General features: G+C 64.8%; 19 protein-coding genes and 1 tRNA gene. 16 read left to right on the top strand and 4 right to left on the bottom strand.

Annotation, left to right across the window (positions count from 1 at the left end; all coding sequences use genetic code 11):
* Window positions 1-18 precede the first annotated feature (18 nt).
* Genes L0D16_RS07415 through L0D16_RS07405 form a run of 3 tightly spaced genes read left to right on the top strand, consistent with a single transcriptional unit; the run spans window position 19 to window position 1,476 of the window.
* Window positions 19-651 carry an alpha/beta fold hydrolase gene (locus L0D16_RS07415; protein ID WP_243030939.1) on the top strand — a complete coding sequence of 211 codons (633 nt, stop codon included), beginning with the start codon at window positions 19-21 and terminating at the stop codon, window positions 649-651.
* A complete protein-coding gene (locus L0D16_RS07410) occupies window positions 648-1,013 on the top strand; it encodes an alpha/beta fold hydrolase (protein ID WP_243030937.1) in 366 nt (121 codons plus the stop codon). The genes L0D16_RS07415 and L0D16_RS07410 overlap by 4 nt, the downstream gene beginning before the upstream one ends.
* 22 nt (window positions 1,014-1,035) lie before the next feature.
* Window positions 1,036-1,476, top strand: coding sequence for a hypothetical protein (locus L0D16_RS07405; RefSeq protein ID WP_243030936.1), 441 nt, complete (start codon window positions 1,036-1,038; stop codon window positions 1,474-1,476).
* Between the two features lie 26 nt (window positions 1,477-1,502).
* On the opposite strand, the gene truD is transcribed toward L0D16_RS07405, so the two are convergent.
* The 3 genes from truD to L0D16_RS12415 all read right to left on the bottom strand — a co-directional run bounded on the left by truD (window position 1,503) and on the right by L0D16_RS12415 (window position 4,851).
* Window positions 1,503-2,561 (bottom strand): tRNA pseudouridine(13) synthase TruD, encoded by a 1,059-nt coding sequence (truD, locus tag L0D16_RS07400; protein ID WP_243030934.1) that lies wholly within the window; start codon window positions 2,559-2,561, stop codon window positions 1,503-1,505.
* Between the two features lie 14 nt (window positions 2,562-2,575).
* A complete protein-coding gene (locus L0D16_RS07395) occupies window positions 2,576-4,288 on the bottom strand; it encodes a M3 family oligoendopeptidase (protein ID WP_243030933.1) in 1,713 nt (570 codons plus the stop codon).
* A 329-nt stretch (window positions 4,289-4,617) separates the two neighbouring features.
* Window positions 4,618-4,851, bottom strand: coding sequence for a hypothetical protein (locus L0D16_RS12415; RefSeq protein ID WP_279231255.1), 234 nt, complete (start codon window positions 4,849-4,851; stop codon window positions 4,618-4,620).
* A 615-nt stretch (window positions 4,852-5,466) separates the two neighbouring features.
* Between L0D16_RS12415 and L0D16_RS12410 the strand changes: the two genes are divergently transcribed.
* The 6 genes from L0D16_RS12410 to L0D16_RS07365 are packed head-to-tail and all read left to right on the top strand — an operon-like array spanning window position 5,467 to window position 10,797.
* Window positions 5,467-5,853, top strand: a complete 387-nt coding sequence (locus L0D16_RS12410; RefSeq protein WP_279231254.1) for a hypothetical protein — start codon at window positions 5,467-5,469, stop codon at window positions 5,851-5,853.
* Window positions 5,854-5,868: 15 nt separating this feature from the next.
* Window positions 5,869-6,732, top strand: a complete 864-nt coding sequence (locus L0D16_RS07385; protein ID WP_243030930.1) for a hypothetical protein — start codon at window positions 5,869-5,871, stop codon at window positions 6,730-6,732.
* A 3-nt stretch (window positions 6,733-6,735) separates the two neighbouring features.
* Complete coding sequence (locus L0D16_RS07380; RefSeq protein WP_243030929.1) at window positions 6,736-7,716, top strand: hypothetical protein; 981 nt, start codon at window positions 6,736-6,738, stop codon at window positions 7,714-7,716.
* A complete protein-coding gene (locus L0D16_RS07375) occupies window positions 7,706-8,539 on the top strand; it encodes a hypothetical protein (RefSeq protein ID WP_243030927.1) in 834 nt (277 codons plus the stop codon). The genes L0D16_RS07380 and L0D16_RS07375 overlap by 11 nt, the downstream gene beginning before the upstream one ends.
* A complete protein-coding gene (locus tag L0D16_RS07370; protein ID WP_243030925.1) occupies window positions 8,539-8,994 on the top strand; it encodes a YbjN domain-containing protein in 456 nt (151 codons plus the stop codon). Before L0D16_RS07375 ends, L0D16_RS07370 begins: the two co-directional genes overlap by 1 nt.
* Window positions 8,995-9,009: 15 nt before the next feature.
* Complete coding sequence (locus L0D16_RS07365; protein ID WP_243030924.1) at window positions 9,010-10,797, top strand: RNB domain-containing ribonuclease; 1,788 nt, start codon at window positions 9,010-9,012, stop codon at window positions 10,795-10,797.
* Here the strand turns inward: L0D16_RS07365 and icd are convergent.
* A complete protein-coding gene (icd, locus tag L0D16_RS07360) occupies window positions 10,794-12,074 on the bottom strand; it encodes an NADP-dependent isocitrate dehydrogenase (protein WP_243031011.1) in 1,281 nt (426 codons plus the stop codon). The two genes, L0D16_RS07365 and icd, sit on opposite strands and share 4 nt — an antisense overlap.
* A 61-nt stretch (window positions 12,075-12,135) precedes the next feature.
* On the opposite strand from icd, the gene L0D16_RS07355 reads away from it, so the two are divergent.
* The 7 genes from L0D16_RS07355 to L0D16_RS07325 form a co-directional block, all read left to right on the top strand.
* On the top strand, window positions 12,136-13,248 hold the full coding sequence (locus L0D16_RS07355; protein ID WP_243030922.1) for an NAD(P)/FAD-dependent oxidoreductase: 1,113 nt from the start codon (window positions 12,136-12,138) through the stop codon (window positions 13,246-13,248).
* 54 nt (window positions 13,249-13,302) lie between these two features.
* A complete protein-coding gene (locus L0D16_RS07350; protein ID WP_243030920.1) occupies window positions 13,303-13,752 on the top strand; it encodes a YbjN domain-containing protein in 450 nt (149 codons plus the stop codon).
* Window positions 13,753-13,799: 47 nt separating this feature from the next.
* A tRNA-Met gene (locus L0D16_RS07345) sits at window positions 13,800-13,876 on the top strand.
* A gap of 138 nt (window positions 13,877-14,014) precedes the next feature.
* Window positions 14,015-15,337, top strand: coding sequence for a tRNA (N6-isopentenyl adenosine(37)-C2)-methylthiotransferase MiaB (gene miaB / locus L0D16_RS07340; protein WP_243030919.1), 1,323 nt, complete (start codon window positions 14,015-14,017; stop codon window positions 15,335-15,337).
* A gap of 9 nt (window positions 15,338-15,346) precedes the next feature.
* Window positions 15,347-15,682, top strand: coding sequence for a hypothetical protein (locus L0D16_RS07335; RefSeq protein WP_243030917.1), 336 nt, complete (start codon window positions 15,347-15,349; stop codon window positions 15,680-15,682).
* Window positions 15,683-16,621, top strand: a complete 939-nt coding sequence (locus L0D16_RS07330; RefSeq protein WP_243030916.1) for an FAD-dependent oxidoreductase — start codon at window positions 15,683-15,685, stop codon at window positions 16,619-16,621.
* A gap of 103 nt (window positions 16,622-16,724) precedes the next feature.
* The coding region (locus L0D16_RS07325; protein WP_243030914.1) for a helix-turn-helix domain-containing protein at window positions 16,725-16,983 on the top strand (259 nt) is incomplete at its 3' end.

The raw sequence follows: 16,983 nt of genomic DNA, 5'->3' as shown, positions 1-16,983 counted from the left end.
CTGGAGTATAAAGGGAAGGTGGGCGAGATCCGCCTTTTCCCTGGCCTCTTGGCACCTCCGGCAGGCCTGGACTTCTTCCTGGACCTTCCCTCGGAGGAGGGGCTTCACCTCATCGCCTTTGGGGAAGGGGCCCTGGCCGCCTTGAAGGTGGCCTTTCAGGAGGAGGCGAAAAGCCTGGTGCTCCTTTCCCCCCTCCTGAGACGGGATGCGCTGCTCTCCGCCAAGTTGGCGGCCCTCCGCTTGGGCTGGGAAACGGGCGGGTTGGAGGGATTCGCCCGGGTGGGCCGGGCCCTTTTCTTTGGCCCCCGGGCCGTGGAGAGTGAGGAGGTCCTTGGGGTGTGGCAGGAAGGGTTGTCGGAGGGGAAGGTGCGGCGGTGGCTCCACCTTGTGGAAGGGCTTTCCGACGAGCGCCGTTGGCTTAGGGGCACGGAGGCCCGGGTGCTGGTGGTCCAGGGGGCCTGGGATGCCTTTACCCCTCCTTTTTACGGCAAGGAGGTGGCGGATTTCGCCAAGGGGGAGGCGGTGCGCTTCACCCTGGAGGAAGCCGGCCACCTGGTCCCTTGGGAGGCCTGGGAAGAGGTTTTGGACCTTGTGGGGGATTTCCTTCTGGGGGAGGCTTTCCGTCCCTTGCCCGGGGGTCTTGCCCTATGAGGCGGACGGGGTACCTCCACCTCTACGGCCTGAACCTGGTCTTTGATCGCAGGGGGAGGGGACCGGCGGTGGTCCTTCTAGCGGAGGAGGCGGGCGCTTGGCCCGAGCCTCTTCCCGAGGGCTTTACCTTTTACCTTCTGGACCTTCCCGGCCACGGCCGCACGGGTGGGCCCAGGATGGCCCCGGAGGAGCTGGCCGAGTACGTGATGGGCTTTGTGGTCATGCTGAACCTGGGTTCACCCCCCATCCTGGTCCGGGGAAGGGGAGAGAGGGTGGGAGAGGTGCTTAGGGAGAGGGGGTACCGGGTTTTCCCTGGAGATTTCCTAGGGGAAACCTTGCACGAAGCCATGAATATGGGGTAACATGCTCCCAGGAGGTGACGGTATGCGAAGGGTTCTAGGTGTTTTGGCGGTGGTGTTGGGGCTAAGCTTGGCGCAGTTTTCCGTGGAGAACTTGAAGCCTTCCTTGGCGGTGGTGGGAGGTACCCAGGGCTTGGGCCTCGAGGCCTCCTGGCACTGCCTCCTCTTCCAGCCCCCGGTGGGGGAGGTGCGGCCCGCCTTGGACATCGCCTATAACGTGAATGGCAACTGGAACGGGGCCTTCCTCTTCCGCTACCTCTACCCCCTGGCCGAGGGCCTGAAGGCGGGGGTGGGGCTGGGGGTGGCCGTTCCTGGTTTCCAGTTTGCCAGCACCAGCCTCTACTTCCGGGCCGATGCCGAGTATGACCTTAAGGCCGCCTTGGGGGCGCCCCTATTCCTGGGCGGGGACCTGGGCGTGGCCGGAGGCAAGCTGGCGGGACAGCTGAAGGTGGGGTACCGCTTCTAGGCCGAGGCGGGGCGAAGGGGGAGGGTTTAGCCCTCCTCCTGGTTTTCTTCCCCCTCCTCCGGGGCGTCCACCTCCACCTTCATCACCTCCCTCAGGAGGCTGGTGGCGTAGCTCCCCTTGGGCAGAAAGAAGCTGAGCCATAGGCCTTCTGGGGTTTGCTCCAGGGCCCACTCCCGGAGGGGGATACGGATGGGCCTTCTCGCTCCCCGGCGCGCCCGAAACTCCTCCCGCATGAGCCCGTAGCGGGCCAGGATTTCGTCCTCGAGGGCCCTGGCCGCGCCCTGGGCCTCCGGGTACTTCTTGCCGAACAGGGGTCCTGTGGCGCTGATCTCCAGCCTCAAGGCCCGTTCCGCCTCTTCCTCCCGCTCCACCAGAAACTCCCCTCCCGTGGCGTGCTTCTTGGCCCAGTCCCCGGGGATCACCCGGTCGTAGAGCCCCCTTTCCATCCGCAAGGCCACCCAGTCGTTGAAGAGGAGGCTTTGCAGGCTGCCGATCAGGAAGCGCTTGAGCCAGGGATTTCCCCTCCCCTTGCCCTTTTTCACCAGGGCATAACCCTTGAGGGGATTCTGCCCCCCAAGGCCAAAGCGCTGGGGGCCGTAGTAGTTGGGGATGCCCTTGGCCTCGAGGACCTTCAGGACGGCCCGGGCCTTCTCCCCATCCTGGGCCCCGCGGATGAGGATGCGGAAGCGGTTTCCCTTGAGGTGGCCCGTGCGGAGCTTGTTGGTGTGGAGGTTGGCTTGCAAAAGCCGGGTTCCCCTAAGGTTTTCCAATAGACACAGGGCGTCCTCGTGCTTGCGGGGGATGGAGAACCACTGCCGGGTCCTGGCGTGCTTGTCCTTAAGCCCGGCCACCCCGATTTCCTTTTCCGGAACCCCCACCTCGTCCCGCAAAAACTCCACCACCTGGCGGGTGGTGAGGCCCTCCTTTTCCAGGAGGAAGTAGAGGTGCTCCCCTTCCCCGCTGGGCAGGTAGGCGGGCACCTCCTCCACCTGGAAGTCCTGGGGGAGGAGGCGGATCGCCCCACCCACGCCGGGAAGGTCCTGGGTGAGGTAGGGGTAGCGCCCAGCGCGGTAGACCAGGTCCATCCCCCTATTCTGCCCTAGGGAAGTGCCTTAAGCCAAGACTCCAAGACGCCAAAGCCATAGCGGAAGAAGGCTTCGGAGGCCAGGTCCACCCCCGCTTGGGCCAGGATGGCCTTGGGGCTTTGGCTTTCCCCGGCCTTCAGGACTTCCAGATACCGGGGCACGAAGGCCTGGCCCTCCTCCTGGTACTTGCCATAGAGGGCCAGGACCACCAGGTAGCCTAGGGCGTAGCTGTAGGTGTAGAAGCGGTAGTGGACGAAGTGGGGGATGCCGGCCCAGGCGGCCCCGTCCAGTTCTGTCCAGGCCACGGCATCCCCGTAAAGCCTCGCCTGCTCCTCTTGCCAGATCCCGTGGAAGGCCTCGGGGGAAAGGGCGGCTTCCCGGCGGGCCTCGAGGCTCCGTCGTTCAAAGAAGGTGTACATCACCTGGCGGAAGAGGGTGTTCACGGCGTCTTCCACCCTTTCCGCCAGGAGCAGGGTGCGTTCCTCCCCGGAAAGCCGTTCCAAGAGGAGGTCGTCCAGGAGGATTTCCGCAAAGACGCTGGCGGTTTCCGCCAAGGGGGTGGAGGCCCCGAAGTTGAGGAGGCGTTGCCCCCTTGCCAGGTAGAAGTGCACTCCGTGCCCCAGCTCATGGGCTAGGGTGTGGGCGGCGTCCAGGTCGTCGGTGTGGTTGAGGAGGACGTAGGGGTGGGTGGAGGGGAGCCCTCCGGAGCAGAAGGCCCCGCCCCGCTTCCCGGGCCTGGGGTACACGTCAATCCAGCGCTGGGCAAAGAACTCCTTGGCGATGGCCTCTATCTCTGGGGAGAAGCGGCGGAAGGCGGTGAGGACCAGCTCCTTGGCCTCGGCAAAGGGGATCTTAGGCTTTTCCCCCAAGGGGGCCAGGAGGTCAGGGCTGGGCACCTTCTCCTGCCCCAGGCGCCGGGCCTTCCAGCGGTAGTAGGCCTCCACCAAGGGGTAATGGGCCCGGGTGGCCTCCAGAAGGGCTTCTATGTCCTTCACCTCCACCTCGTCCCGGAGGGCCACGGGCTCGAGGGGATGGGCAAAGTTCCTAAGGCGAAGGTCCTGGAGATAGTCCAGGTAGACCGCATTGAACACGGCGCCTAGGGTGGGGGCCTCGGCCAGGAGCTTCCCGTACAGCTCCCGGTGGGCCTCCCGCCGTACCCCGGGGTCGGGGTCCCGCCTAAGGGCCCGCACCTCCATCTCGGTGAGCTCCCTTTCCCCCACCCGGAAGCGGAAGCGGCCCGTATACTCCGTGTAGAACTGGCTCCAGGCGCTCCTCCCCACCAGGCCCTTTAGGTTTAAAAGCTCCTCTTCCCTTTCGGAAAGGGTGTGGGGGGCGTAGGCCCGCTGCCTCTTTAGGAAGTGATGCAGATCCTTTAGCCCCTCGTGGCCCAGGAGCCCTTGGAAAGCCTCCTCGGGAAGCTTCCTCAGGGCTATCTCCAGGGGGAGAAGGCGGTTTCGCACCTCGGTGTACCGGTTCCTGACCCGGTCCAAGAGGGCCTTGGCCGAGGCGTCCTGGGTGCGGGTGGCGAAGTAGAGGGAGGCATAGTTCAAGGGCTTATAGGCCTTTTCTAGGGCCATTTCGTAGCGGCGGAAGAGGCTTTCTGCCTCTTGGGGGTCCAGGAGGCCTTCTGGGCTAAGGTCTGAGGCCAGGCGGAGGGCTTCGCCGAGGTCGGCCTCGAGGGCCGGGTCCTCAGGTCCCGCATAGAGGTCGGAAAGGTCCCACTCCATCCCGCCCACTATACCGTCCTCCCGTTTAAGGGATGTGTAAGGCCGGCTGGCTAGGGTGGGGATCGGGGTGAGAGGTTGCGGAAAAGAGGCAGGGGGTCTGCCAAGGGCCGAGGGCCTAGGACCGCGCCTTGGAGGGGAGGATGGCAAAGGGCCTTGCTGGATTTGCCTCTTGCGGAGGCTAGGCACGAGGAGGGCGCGGCCGGAGGAGAGGGTATAGGGCTTTTGCATGAGGCAAAGGGGAGCGCAGGGAGGAGGAAGACATGAAAAGGGTCATGTGGAGGGCGGTAGGGTTTTTGCTGGCCCTGGGGTGGGCTTGGGCCCAGATGGGTTTACCCGGGTTCCCCCAGGCGCCTGGCGGGGGTCCGGGGGTGCCCGGGGCTGGCGGGCAGGTGTACCAGAACCCGGCTTTGGGGATGGCCTTTCCCATCCCCCAGGGTTTCCAGCTGGCGCAAGAGGTGCCTTTTGCCGGTGGTTTGGCGGTGGTCCTCATGCACCCTATGGGGGCAGAGCTTTACGCCATCTCCATGGATTTGGGCCAACCCCTGGACCTCCAGGGCTTTCATCAGCTCAACCTCCAACGTCTGTCCCAGCAGGACCAGGTGTTGCGCCAGCAGGGCATCCAGGTGCAACGGCAGCCCCTTTCGGGCTTGACCCTGGGTGGCCGGCCTGCCTTAGGGCTGGTGAGCCAGGCTCTGTTCCAGGGGCAGAGCTATCTGGACCTAAGTGTTTACACCGTGGAGGGCGGCCGGGCGTACGCCCTGCAGCTCACGGCACCAGCCCAGGTTTTTTCCCAAGTGCAGCCTCTATTCCAGCAGCTTCTAGGGCAAGTGCAGCTGCTGGGGGGAGGGGGGATGCCCGGGGTAGGCTCCCCTGGTCCTGGGATGCCGGGGATGCCTGGCTACTCGTCTCCGGGGATGCCTGGGTATCCATCTCCTGGGGTGCCGGGGCCGGTGCCTCCTGGTCCTGGGATGCCGGGGATGCCTGGCTACTCGTCTCCGGGGATGCCTGGGTATCCATCTCCTGGGGTGCCGGGGCCGGTGCCTCCTGGTCCTGGCCTGCCCTCTCAGCCCCCTACCTCTCCAGGAGCATCGCAGCTTCCCCCAACAGGCCCGAGCTCGGCCAAGCCGGCTTTTACTCCGCCCGCTAACCGGACCGTCCAGCTTAGGTACGGCAAGGAGGTGGGGGATGGCAAACAGTTCGCTGTGGCGCTGGGAGGGCTTTACTACCGCATAGAGCCCGTGGGGGCTGGCCGCTGGCGGGTTACGGAGGTGGTGGAGGACGCCGAAGGTCGTAACGAGGAAACCTACCTCCTGGACGGTTTTGGCCTACAGGAGGGTGAAGAGGTGTTGTTTCCGCCCGTGTGGCACACGGGTAGAACCGAGATCGCGGGCGAGCAATTTACCCGTACCCTTCAGGGAGATTTGGTTTTGTACCGCTTCCGGAACGAAAAGGAGTCGGTGGAACTTGCCTACCGCCAAGATGGGTGGTTGGCCTATTATGTGTACTGCAACCTGCAAAAAGGGCGAAATCCCTGTACTCGTTACAGCCTGAAGGAGGTCCGCTAAGGGGAGGTTCAGAACATGAGGCGCTTTTGGCGGAAGGGTTTTGGATGGGGGCTGGGCCTTCTGTTGGTCTGGGCCCTGGCCCAGCAGGTGTTCTACCCTCCTAGCTTTGGACCTTACGAGCAGATTCGCCGTCAGGCCCACGCCCAATGCCAAGGGTATCTGGCCCAGAACGCCCAGACCTACTTGGGGTGCTTGCAAGAGATGTCATTTCACCTGTGCTCTCCACGTCCCTTTGGCCCTCCGATGGACCTCACCACCGGTGTCGCCTGCAAACTTGCGGCCACTGCCGGCTACCCGGCCCCCGGAAAGCCCGTCCTCATCCGGCCCTCCTACCGGGTGGAGGTGGTAGGGGGGGTTACTCGGGAACGGGATGTGCGCACGGGCCAGGTGATCCGGCAAACCCCCGTTCGCACTAGCCTCCTTTTTACCTTGGAGCGTACGCAGCAAGGGGTCTACCGGAGTGTCACCTACAATCCTCAAGGCCAAGTGCTAGCTACTTACCTCGTCAGCGCCTCCTGTGAGCTCCTGGATCAAAGCGGCCAACCCACCATGGATGGCATGCTTTGCCCCGTCTACCCCGACAAGCCTTATTTGCTCTTTCTTCAGGAATCTCCCTTAGCCGGCTTACCCCCTAGCCCCCAATTCCTTTTCCCGGGTCGGTTGGCGGACGACTTTGACGGGGATGGGGTGGTGGAGATCGGGTACCTGGCCACAGGGGGCTCGGGTGGGCGCAGTTTCACCTCGGGTAACGCCTTGGCCCTGGGATACGACCCCAACACCCGGGTGCTGAAGTTTGAGTATTTCATGGCGGCTCGGGAATCGGAGAACCCTTACACCAGCTATTTCATGGAGCAAATACGCCTTTTCCGGGTGAGGTGAGGCATGGAAGCGGAGGAAAAAGGCTTGCAGGAAAAGCCCAAGGTGAGGCTGCTTTGGCCGCGCACGGGGCGGGACTGGGTGATCCTTGTCCTCGCCGCCTTCTTCGTGCTGGGCATCGTGGGGAATCTGCTTCCCCAGGGGCCCAAGGAGGTCCAGGTGGGCCAGGTGCGCCTCGAGGTGCCCGAGGGGTGGGAGGCCAAGGAGGTGCAGGGGGGCTGGGCCCTCCTGAGCCCCCTGGAGGGTCCTAAGGACACCTTCCGGGAAAACCTTACCCTGCTTAGGGAACCCCTTCCCCAGCCCATGGCCCCCGTCCAGTACGCCCAGGTGGTGGCCTGGCGCAACGCCCAAGGGATGTCGGGATTCGTTCCTGGACCGGTGCACAGGGTTTCCCTCGGGGGCATAGAAGCCGTGGCCTTTTCCGGGCGCGGGCAGTATGGAGGCCGGGCCTTGGAGTTTTGGATCTGGGCCTTTGTGGTGGGGCAGGAGGGATACCAGCTTACCCTTACCGGGGAGCCGGGCAAGCTGGCCCAGATTCGGCCCCAGGTGGAAACGGTCTTGGCCTCCTTGGAGGTGCCGGCAGTAGGTAGTGCGCCGGCCTGGCCGGGCCCCGGGCCTGGCCAGAGGTACGGGGCGCCGCCTCCTGGGTCCCCTCCGATGCCTGGTGCCCCGCAAAGCAGAGGGGTCCCTGCCTTCCCGGCGCCAGGCGACGGAGGCATGTCTGGGCCCTATGGGTATGGGTTTGGGGAGATGCCGGAAGGGTATTCCCCAGACCTTCCCGGCGGCGCCTGGGACTTTTCCGGAGACTCTGGGCTGGAGGAGAGCCTACAGGAGCATCGGGACTTCAACACCTGGATGGCGGAGGAGTGGAGCCAGATGCTTTCCGGTGAGACCCCGGAGCCCACCCACCAGGACGAGGCGGGGAACCTCTACTGGGAAGGTCCTTCTGGGCTACTTCATGAGTGGGGGGATTACGGTGGGGAATGAGAAGGCCAGGAAAACCCTCCGCTACGCCCCTTGGCAGGTGTGGGCGGCGTGGGGGAGGCTCTGGGCCTTTCTCGTCCTTTTAGGGTTTGCCTTCTGGTTCGCCCAGCACTGGCTCCTCGTTTCCCTTCTCCTGGCTCTTCCGGCGGCTCTATACCTCTATGCCACCGCTTTGGGTCCCCTCTTGCGGTCCTCCCTGCGGGTGGTTTTGGAGCCCGAGGGGATCCGCGTGGGGGAGAAGCTTTACCTCCGGGAACGGTTTGCTGGGGTTGAGGGGCCCATGGGCCGTTGGACTTGGATGGAGGAGCGGCTTGGGGGCTTACTGTCGTACCGTTACCGTTTGCGGCTGGCATGGCGCTTTAGCAACAAGCCGCTCTTCTACCTGGTTTTTGGGGAAGAGCGGGTGCCCCTTTGGCTGGACCTACCTGGCTGGGACCAGGTGCTGGCCCACCTGGGGCTTGATTGGCGGGAGCACCCAGGGCTTCGGAGATACCTCTACACCGCCCGAGGATTGGCCTGGCTGAATGGCCTTATCTATCCGCCGGCCGAGGCGGAGGGGCCTTGGCGGGAGGCCAGGAGGCGCTACCGCCAGGTGTGCGGCTGGATGTGGGCGGGGGTTGGGCTTTGCTTGTTGGGTGTCCTTGTCTCGGGTTGGATTCCCGAGGAAGGGGTGGGGTTTGGCCTGTGGCTGGTCGTTTCCTTTGCGGGCCTCTACCTTTGGACCTACTTCTTCCTAACGACCTTCAACGTGGGGAGGGGCCGGCCGGGATGGGCCGTGGCCTACACGCCCTTGCGCCCACCCGAAGGGGTGGAAGGAGGGATTTAATGGGTTTCCGGGCCTTGTTGGTGGGGATGCTGGCGGGCTTGGGTTTGGCCTTTGCCCAAGGCCTGGTCAAGGGCCTTACGCCTGGGGAGTTGGAGGGGCTTTTGCGGGAGATGGGGTTGGGCTACGAAAAGAGGGGGGAGGGGCTTTTCCTTTTGAAGTTGGAGAAGGCCCTCAAGGTGTGGGTGGAGTTGGATTGGTGTGAGGAGGGGCGGTGCGGCTTGGTAGCCCTTTACGCCGGGTTTAGAAAGGATGGTGTGAGCCTCGAGCAAATCAACCGCTGGAATCGCGAGCGCCGCTTTAGCCGAGCCTATCTGGACGAGGATGGGGACCTTTGGGTGGAGTGGGAGCTGGACCTGACGGAGGGGGTGAGCCGGGAAACGGTAAAGGAGTTTTTCCGCCTCTTCACCGAAACCACCATACCCACGTTCATGGAACATATCGGATTTTCCCCCTAGGTTATCCTTAGGACTGTGGCGGCGTTGGTGGTCTATAAGGGCAGGCCCGCCCTGGCCGAGGAAAAGGGGGACAAGCTGGAGCTCACCCTGCCCGGGGGAGAACGGGCCCGGGTGCGCCCCAAGGATGTCCTTTGGCTCCACCCGGGGCCGGCCTCCTTGGAGCTGAACGTGCCCGAAGGCGAGGAGGAAGCCGCCTGGGAGCTTTTGCAGGGGCAGGCGGTGGACCTGAGGGAGTTGGCCGAGCTGGTCTTCGGGGCCTATACCCCGGAGACGGCCTATGGGGCCTATGTCTTGGCCCAGAAAGGGGAACGGTTTTACCTGGAAGGGGAAAGGGTAAGGGCCCGGACCCCCGGGGAGCTTGAGGCCCTTCTCCAGGCCAAACGGGAGCGGGAGGAAAGGGAGCGCCGCTTGGCCGAGGGGCTTGAGCGGCTGCGCCAGGGGGTCCTGGCCTTGGAGGACCGCCCCCTGGTCCAGGAGGTGGAGGCCATGGCCTTGGGGGAGAGGAAGGAAAGCCGGGTGCTTAGGGCCTTGGGCCAGCCCGAAACCCCCGAGGCGGCCCACGCCCTGCTCCTGCGCCTAGGGGTGTGGCGGCGGGAGAACCCGCACCCTAGGCGTTTGGGCCTGAGCCTTTCCCCCCCGGACCTCCCTGTGCCCCCTCTGCCCCAGGAAAAGCGGGTGGACCTCACCCATCTCCCCGCCTACGCCATTGACGACGAGGAAAGCCAGGACCCAGACGATGCCGTCTATGCGGAAAGGGTGGCGGAGGGCTTCCGGCTATGGGTGCACGTGGCCGATGTGGCGGCCTTGGTGGCGCCTTTCAGCCCTTTGGACCTGGAGGCCTTGCGCCGGGGGGCCAACCTGTACCTGCCCGAGGGCACGGTGCCCATGCTCCCTCCTGGGGTCACGGAGGCCCTGGGCCTGGGGCTACAGGAGGTTTCCCCGGCCCTCACCTTTGCCCTCACGGTTTCCCGGGAAGGGGAGGTTCTGGACGAAGAGGTCTTCCTGAGCTGGGTGCGGGTGAAAAGGCTGAGCTACCAGGAGGCCCTGGGGGTGGCGGAGCTGGAGCCCTTGAAGGAGCTGGCCCTGGCCTTCCGGCGAAGGCGCCTGGCCCAGGGGGGCTTCGAGCTCCACCTTCCCGAGGTCAAGGTGCGCCTGGAAGGGGACGAGATCCGCATCCGCCCCCTAGAGGCCTACGAAAGCCGCATCTGGGTGCAGGAGGCCATGCACCTGGCGGGCTATGCCGCTGCCCACCTGGCCTATAGGGAAGGCCTGCCCTTCCCCTACGCCACCCAGGAGGCCCCCTCTAAGCGGGTGGAAGGGGAGGGTCAAAGCGCCATGTGGGAACAGCGGAAGGCCCTGAAACGGGCCCAGCTCAAGGCGGTTCCGGCCCCCCATAAGGGCCTTGGCCTTCCCCTTTACGCCCAGGTGACCAGCCCCCTGAGGCGCTACTTGGACCTGGTGGCCCACCAGCAGCTTAGGGCCTGGCTAAAGGGGGACAAGCCCCTTTCCCAGGAGGAGGTCCTCCAGAGGGTGGGGGCGGCGGAGGCCATGGCCGACCTGGTGCGGGAGGGGGAGAGGAAGAGCAAGCTCCACTGGACCCTGGTGTACCTGAGGGAAAAGGGGTACGAGGGGAGGGGGGTCTTGGTGGAGAAGAGGGGAGGGCAGGGGGTCTTTCTCCTGCCGGAGCTTGGCCTTAGCGCCCAGGTGGCCCTTCCTGGGCCCTTACCCCTGGACGCCGAGGTCACCCTCCGCTTCCTGGAGGCGGATCTTCCCCGCCTCGAGGCCCGCTTCGCCCTCCTCTAGTCCATGTGCTGGATCAAGGCCTGGCCAAACTCGCTGGTCTTGAGGAGGGTGGCGGGCTTGCCCTCCGCCTGCAGAAGGCGGTGGAAATCGTAGGTGACCAAGCCCTTGGCGATGGTGCGCTCCATGGCCTGGAGGATGAGGTCCGCCGCCTCGTTCCAGCCAAGGTAGCGGAGCATCATCTCCCCGGAGAGGATGACGCTGGAGGGGTTCACCTTGTCCTGGCCCGCATACTTGGGGGCGGTGCCGTGGGTGGCCTCAAAGACCGCATGCCCCGTGAGGTAGTTGATGTTGGCCCCGGGGGCGATGCCGATCCCGCCCACCTGGGCCGCCAGGGCGTCGGAGATGTAGTCCCCGTTCAGGTTCAAGGTGGCGATCACCGAGTACTCGTCGGGGCGAAGGAGGATCTGCTGCAGGAAGTTGTCGGCGATCATGTCCTTGATGACGATGTCCCGGCCCGTTTTGGGGTTTTTCAGCACGTGCCAGGGGCCTCCATCCAGGGGCGTGGCCCCATACCTCTCTCGGGCCAGGGCATACCCCCACTCCCGGAAGGCCCCTTCCGTGAACTTCATGATGTTGCCCTTGTGCACCAGGGTGACGCTGGGGAGGTCCTCCTTGATGGCGTAGTCCAGGGCGGCGGCCACCAGGCGCTCCGTGCCCTCCTTGGAAACCGGCTTGATGCCGATGCCCGAGGTTTCGGGGAAGCGGATCTTGGCGTAGGCCTTGGGGAACTCCCGCTTGAGGAAGTCCAGGACCTTTTGCACCTCCTCGCTGCCCGCAGGCCACTCAATCCCCGCATAGATGTCCTCGGTGTTTTCCCGGAAGATGACCATGTTGACCAGCTCCGGGTGCTTCACCGGGCTTGGCACCCCCTTGAACCAGCGCACCGGACGCACGCAGGCGTAAAGGTCCAGCTCCTGCCTGAGGGCCACGTTGATGGAGCGGATCCCCCCGCCCACCGGGGTGGTCAGGGGGCCCTTGATGGCCACCAGGTATTCCCGGATGAAGTCCAAGGTTTCCTGCGGGAGCCAGATGGGCTCCCCGTAGACGGCATTGGCCTTTTCCCCGGCGTAGATCTCTACCCAGGCGATTCTGCGCCTCCCCCCGTAGGCCCTTTCTACCGCAGCGTCTAATACGGGCTTGGCGGCTCTCCAGATGTCGGGGCCGGTCCCATCCCCCTCAATGAAGCCGATGATGGGACGATCGGGAACCTGGAGAACCCCGTCCTTGATGGTAATCCTTTCACCTTCTTGGGGGATACGGATGTGTTGGTAGCCCATGGCCAACCTCCGGGGCATAGCATACCCCCTTTGAGGGGGAAGGGTGTCCTAGACTGGGGGCATGCCCGATGCCCTGGTGGTGGGAGCGGGGATCGTGGGGGCGGCCTGCGCCTACCGTCTGGCCCAGGCGGGGCTTCGGGTGCGGCTCCTGGAAAAGGAGGCCACCTTTGCCCAAGGCTCCACCGGGAGAAGCGCTGCCGGGGTGCGGGTGCAGTTCTCCGAGCCCTTGAACGTGCTCCTTTCCTACCATTCCATCCTGGAGTACCAAGGGATTCCTGAGGCCGGCTACCGGCCCATAGGGTACCTTTTTCTGGTGCCGGAAGGCCTTAGGGAGGCCCAGGAGGAGGCTTTGGCCACCCAAAGGGCCTTGGGGGTACCGGTGGCCAAGCTTTCCCTAAGGGAGGCCCAGGCCCACGTGCCCTTTCGGGAAGAGGGCTTGGCCTACGCCACCTATGGCCCCATGGATGGGGTGATAGACCCCCACGGGGTCACGGCCTATTACCTCAGGGAGGCCAGGCGGCTTGGGGCTGAGGTGCGCTTTTCCGAGCCCCTGATCTCCGCCCACAGGGAAAAGGGCCTCTGGCGGGTCAGGACCCCCAAGGGGGAGGTGGAGGCCCCCTTTCTCCTCCTGTGCACCGGGGCCTGGACGGGGGAGGTGGGGAAAAGGCTTGGCCTGGAGATCCCCATAGCGCCCGTGCGCCGCATGGTCTTTGCCACGGGCCCAGCGCCCTTTTCCCACGCCTTTCCCCTCACCATAGACCTGGCCACGGGCTTCTACCTGCGCTCCGAAGGGGCAAGGGTGCTCTTTGGCCGTTCCAATCCGGACGAACCCCCTGGATTCCAAGAGGGCATGGACTGGGGGTGGTTGGGGCCGACCCTCGAGGCGGGCCTTTCCCGCTTCCCCTTCCTGGAGGGGCTCACCCTGGACCGGAAGGCCAGCTGGTGGGGCTACTACGAGATGACCCCCGACGCCAACCCCATCCTGGGTTTCGTGGAGGAGGGGCTTTTGGTGGCGGCGGGCTTTTCCGGCCACGGGGTGCAACAGGCGGCCATGGTGGGGAGGCTCATGGCCGAAGAGGTGGTCCATGGAGAGGCCCGGAGCCTGGACCTAAGCCCTTTTCGCCTGGAGCGCTTCGAGAAGGGAGCCCTTTTGCGGGAGCGGGGGATTGTGTAGGCTGAAGGGGTCCTCCAAAGTGGCCTTTTGGCCCGTTGGGGGGAAAGGGGTTTTATGAGGGGATTGCTGGCAGCATTCGTGTTTTTGGGATTGGCCTTGGGGCAGGCTGTGGTCAAGGGCTTAAGCCCGGCGGAGGTGGAGGGGGTCTTGAAGCAGGCGGGCCTCAGCTACGAAAGGGTGGACGCCCGGGAGTTCCGTTTGCCAATGGCCGGCTTGGAGAAGGTCTGGCTTTACCTGGACTACTGCCAGGAGGAGCGCTGTGGGGTGTTGACCTTAAGCGCCGGCTTTACCCTGGATGGGGGGTTGGGCCTCGAGGTCCTAAACGCCTGGAACCGGGACCGCCGCTTTAGCCGGGCTTTTTTGGATGAGGAGGGGACGGCGTGGGTGGAGTCGGACCTGGACCTTACGGGTGGCGTGAGCCTGGGGGCGGTGAGGGCCTTCTTGGACCTTTTTGCCGAGGAAATCCTCCCCGACTTCATGGACCACATCGGCTTTGAGCCTTGACCGCCTGAGGGCCCTCCCCTAAGATGGGGATTGCCTGGTGCGCCCGTGGCGGCGTAGCTCAGGTGGTCAGAGCACACGACTCATAATCGTGGTGTCGTGGGTTCGAGTCCCACCGCCGCCACCAGCAGGTGCCGGGCTCCCTAGGGTCTAGTTTTGGGAGCCCGGTTTCACTGTATCCTGACCCGGCAATAGCCTAAGGGACCAGGAGGTTGTTACACTGAGGAAACGGGTCCGGGATCCCCCCGGTCGCCCTGGGAGGCCTATGCGTGCCCACATCATTACCTTTGGATGCCAGATGAACGAGTACGACTCCCACCTGGTGGCCAGCGAGCTGGTGAGCCTGGGGTGGGAGCTGGTGGACAGCCTGGAGGAGGCGGACTTCGTCTTGGTGAACACCTGCGCCGTCCGTGGCAAGCCCGTGGAGAAGGTGCGCTCCCTCCTGGGCCAGCTCCGTAAGGAAAAGGAGAGAAGGGGCCTTCTCGTCGGGCTTATGGGCTGCTTGGCCCAGCTGGACGAGGGCCAGCAGATGGCCCGGAAGTTCGGGGTGGATATCCTCCTGGGCCCCGGGGCCCTTACCTCCTTGGCGGAGGCCTTGAGGGAGAACGGCCGCTTCTGGGACCTCACCTTCAAGGAAGACCTCCTGGACTACATCCCCCCGCCCCCCAAAGGGGCCCTTTCCGCCCACGTGACCATCATCCGGGGATGCAACCACCACTGCACCTACTGCATCGTGCCCACCACCCGGGGTCCTGAGGTTTCCCGCCATCCCGACCTGATCCTGAGGGAGATAGAGGCCCTGAGGGAAGCCGGGGTGCTGGAGATCACCCTTTTGGGGCAGAACGTGAACTCCTACGGCAAGGACCAGCCGGGCTTCCCCTCTTTTGCCCAGCTCCTCCGCATGGTGGGCCGGATGGGCATCCCCCGGGTGCGCTTCCTCACCAGCCACCCGGTAAACTTCACCGACGACATCATAGAGGCCATCGCCGAAACCCCGGCCATTACCCGCTACATTCACCTGCCGGTGCAGTCGGGTTCCGACCGGGTGCTGAGGCGCATGGCCCGGGAGTACCGCCGGGCGCATTACCTGGAGCGCATCCGCAAGATCCGCGAAGCCTTGCCGGATGTGGTGCTTTCCACGGATATTATCGTGGGCTTTCCTGGGGAGACGGAGGAGGACTTCCAGGAAACCCTTTCCCTCTACGACGAGGTGGGGTACGACCAGGCTTACATGTTCATCTACTCCCCAAGGCCCGGAACCCCTGCCTACAAGCACTTCCAGGACCTGCCCCGGGAGGTGAAGGTGGAGAGGCTCATGCGCCTCATTGAGAAGCAAAAGGAGTGGAGCTACCGCCGGAACCGGGAGTGGGTGGGGAAGACCGTGGAGGTGTTGGTGCGGGGGGAGGCTAAGGAGGAGGGGTACGTACAGGGTCACGACCGGGGAAACCACCCGGTGCTGGTTCCTGCCCACCAGGCCCCCACCCCTGGGCTTTACCAGGTGGAGATCAAACAGGCCACCCCCCACCTGCTCTTTGGGGAGGTGGTGGGGGCCCGGGAACCCGCCCCCATCCCTTTGCCCGTGGCCTGAGGAGGCGCTATGGGACGGCACCTTTTGCCTGTGAGCGGGGCCTTGGCCCTGTTTCTCCTCCTCTGGGCCAGTTTCCGCTTCAGCCCGGGGGGCTTTCTTCTGGCCCTAGGGTTTTCCTTTCCCCTGTATCTGGGTCTATTGCGCTGGCAAGGGAGGCTTTTGCAAAGGGGGCCTTCCCAGGCGGCCTTGGAGCGCTTGGCCATGAAGGAGGCTTGGCGGAAGGGCGGCTTCCTGCGCCCGGAGGACCTTAAAGCCTTCCTCTCCCCCTCCGAGGCGGAGCGCCTTTTAGAGGGGCTTGTGGGCCGGGGGCTTTGCCGGAAGGAGGGGGAAGGGTACCGGTTCTAGATGGCGGGTGGCCGGGCGAAAGCCGAGGTGGTGGTCCTGGGGGCGGGGGTGGTGGGACTCACCGCCGCCCGGCTTTTGCAGGAGAAAGGCCACCGGGTCTTGGTGGTGGCCCAGGGCCTGGGGGAGGCCAGCCGGGTGCCCGTGGCCCTGGTGAATCCTTTAAGGGGCAGGCGCTTCACCCTGGCCCCACGGGGCGAGGAGGCCCTCGAGGCGGCCCTCCGCTTCTATAGCCGCTTCGTGCCCTTGCACCTTGGCGTTTACCGCCCGGTGCCGGAAGGGGAGAGGGAGAGGGTGGCCTTGCGGCTTGGGGGGCTTAGGCACACCTGGGAGGAGGGGGGAGTCCTGTTGGAAGAGGCCTTCTGGCTAGAGCCCAGGCCCCTTCTGGAGAGGCTTGCGGAAGGGCTTTCGCTTCTTAAGGCCCGGGTTTTGGCCTGGGAGCCCCCGTACCTGGTTTTGGAGGGCGGGGAAAGGGTCCACGGGGAGGTGCTGGTCTATGCCGGTGGGGGGCAGGGGGCGCACCTTTTGGGCCTCGAGGGGCGGCATATCCCGGGACTGGTCCTCACCCTCCTGGACTACTTTCCCCGGGCCATCAGCTACCGGGTCTACCTGGCGGGAAGCGTGCTTGGAGGAAGCTACCTGCCCCACCAGAGGACCCCGGAGGCCCCACCCCCCACGGAAGGGGAGGCGGAGTGGCTCCTCAGGGGGGCGGAGGCCCTTTTGGGCTACCGGCCAAAGGTGGCCTCGGCCTGGCGGGGGGTGCGCTTCCGGCTGGCAAACCCCAGCCCGCTTGGCAGCACGGTGGGGCTTCCCTACCTCTTTCCGGTGGCCGGGGGTTTTGCCCTCACGGGGCTCGGCTCCACCGGGTTCCTCTATGCCCCCTGGCTTGGGGAGAGGTTGCTTGCGGCCTTAGAGAAAAGAGGGAGTGTGGGGGAGCTATAACCCCCCGGACCTTCTAGTCCTTGGGATACATGGACTCCCCCACATGCCCTGCAGGGACAGAGTATAGTGGACAACAGATGTGCGATAATGTGCTGAAGCCACGATGATCAGAAAAGCCTTCAAGTACCGCCTGTACCCTACCAAGCCCCAGAGAAAAGACCTGGAGCGTACTCTCTATCTCTGCCGACAGCTCTACAACGCAGCCCTTCAGGAGCGTAGAGAGGCTTACCGTAAGGCAGGCAAGACAGTGAGCTTCTACGAGCAGAAGCGCTCCTTGCCGGAGATACGCTCCGAACACCCTGAGTACAGGGGCATCCATTCCCAGGTCCTACAGAACGTCATAGACCGTGTGGACAAAGCCT

This window comes from Thermus altitudinis (assembly GCF_022760835.1).
GTDB classification, from domain to species: Bacteria; Deinococcota; Deinococci; order Deinococcales; family Thermaceae; genus Thermus; species Thermus altitudinis.
This window is presented reverse-complemented; position numbering and strand designations above follow the sequence as displayed.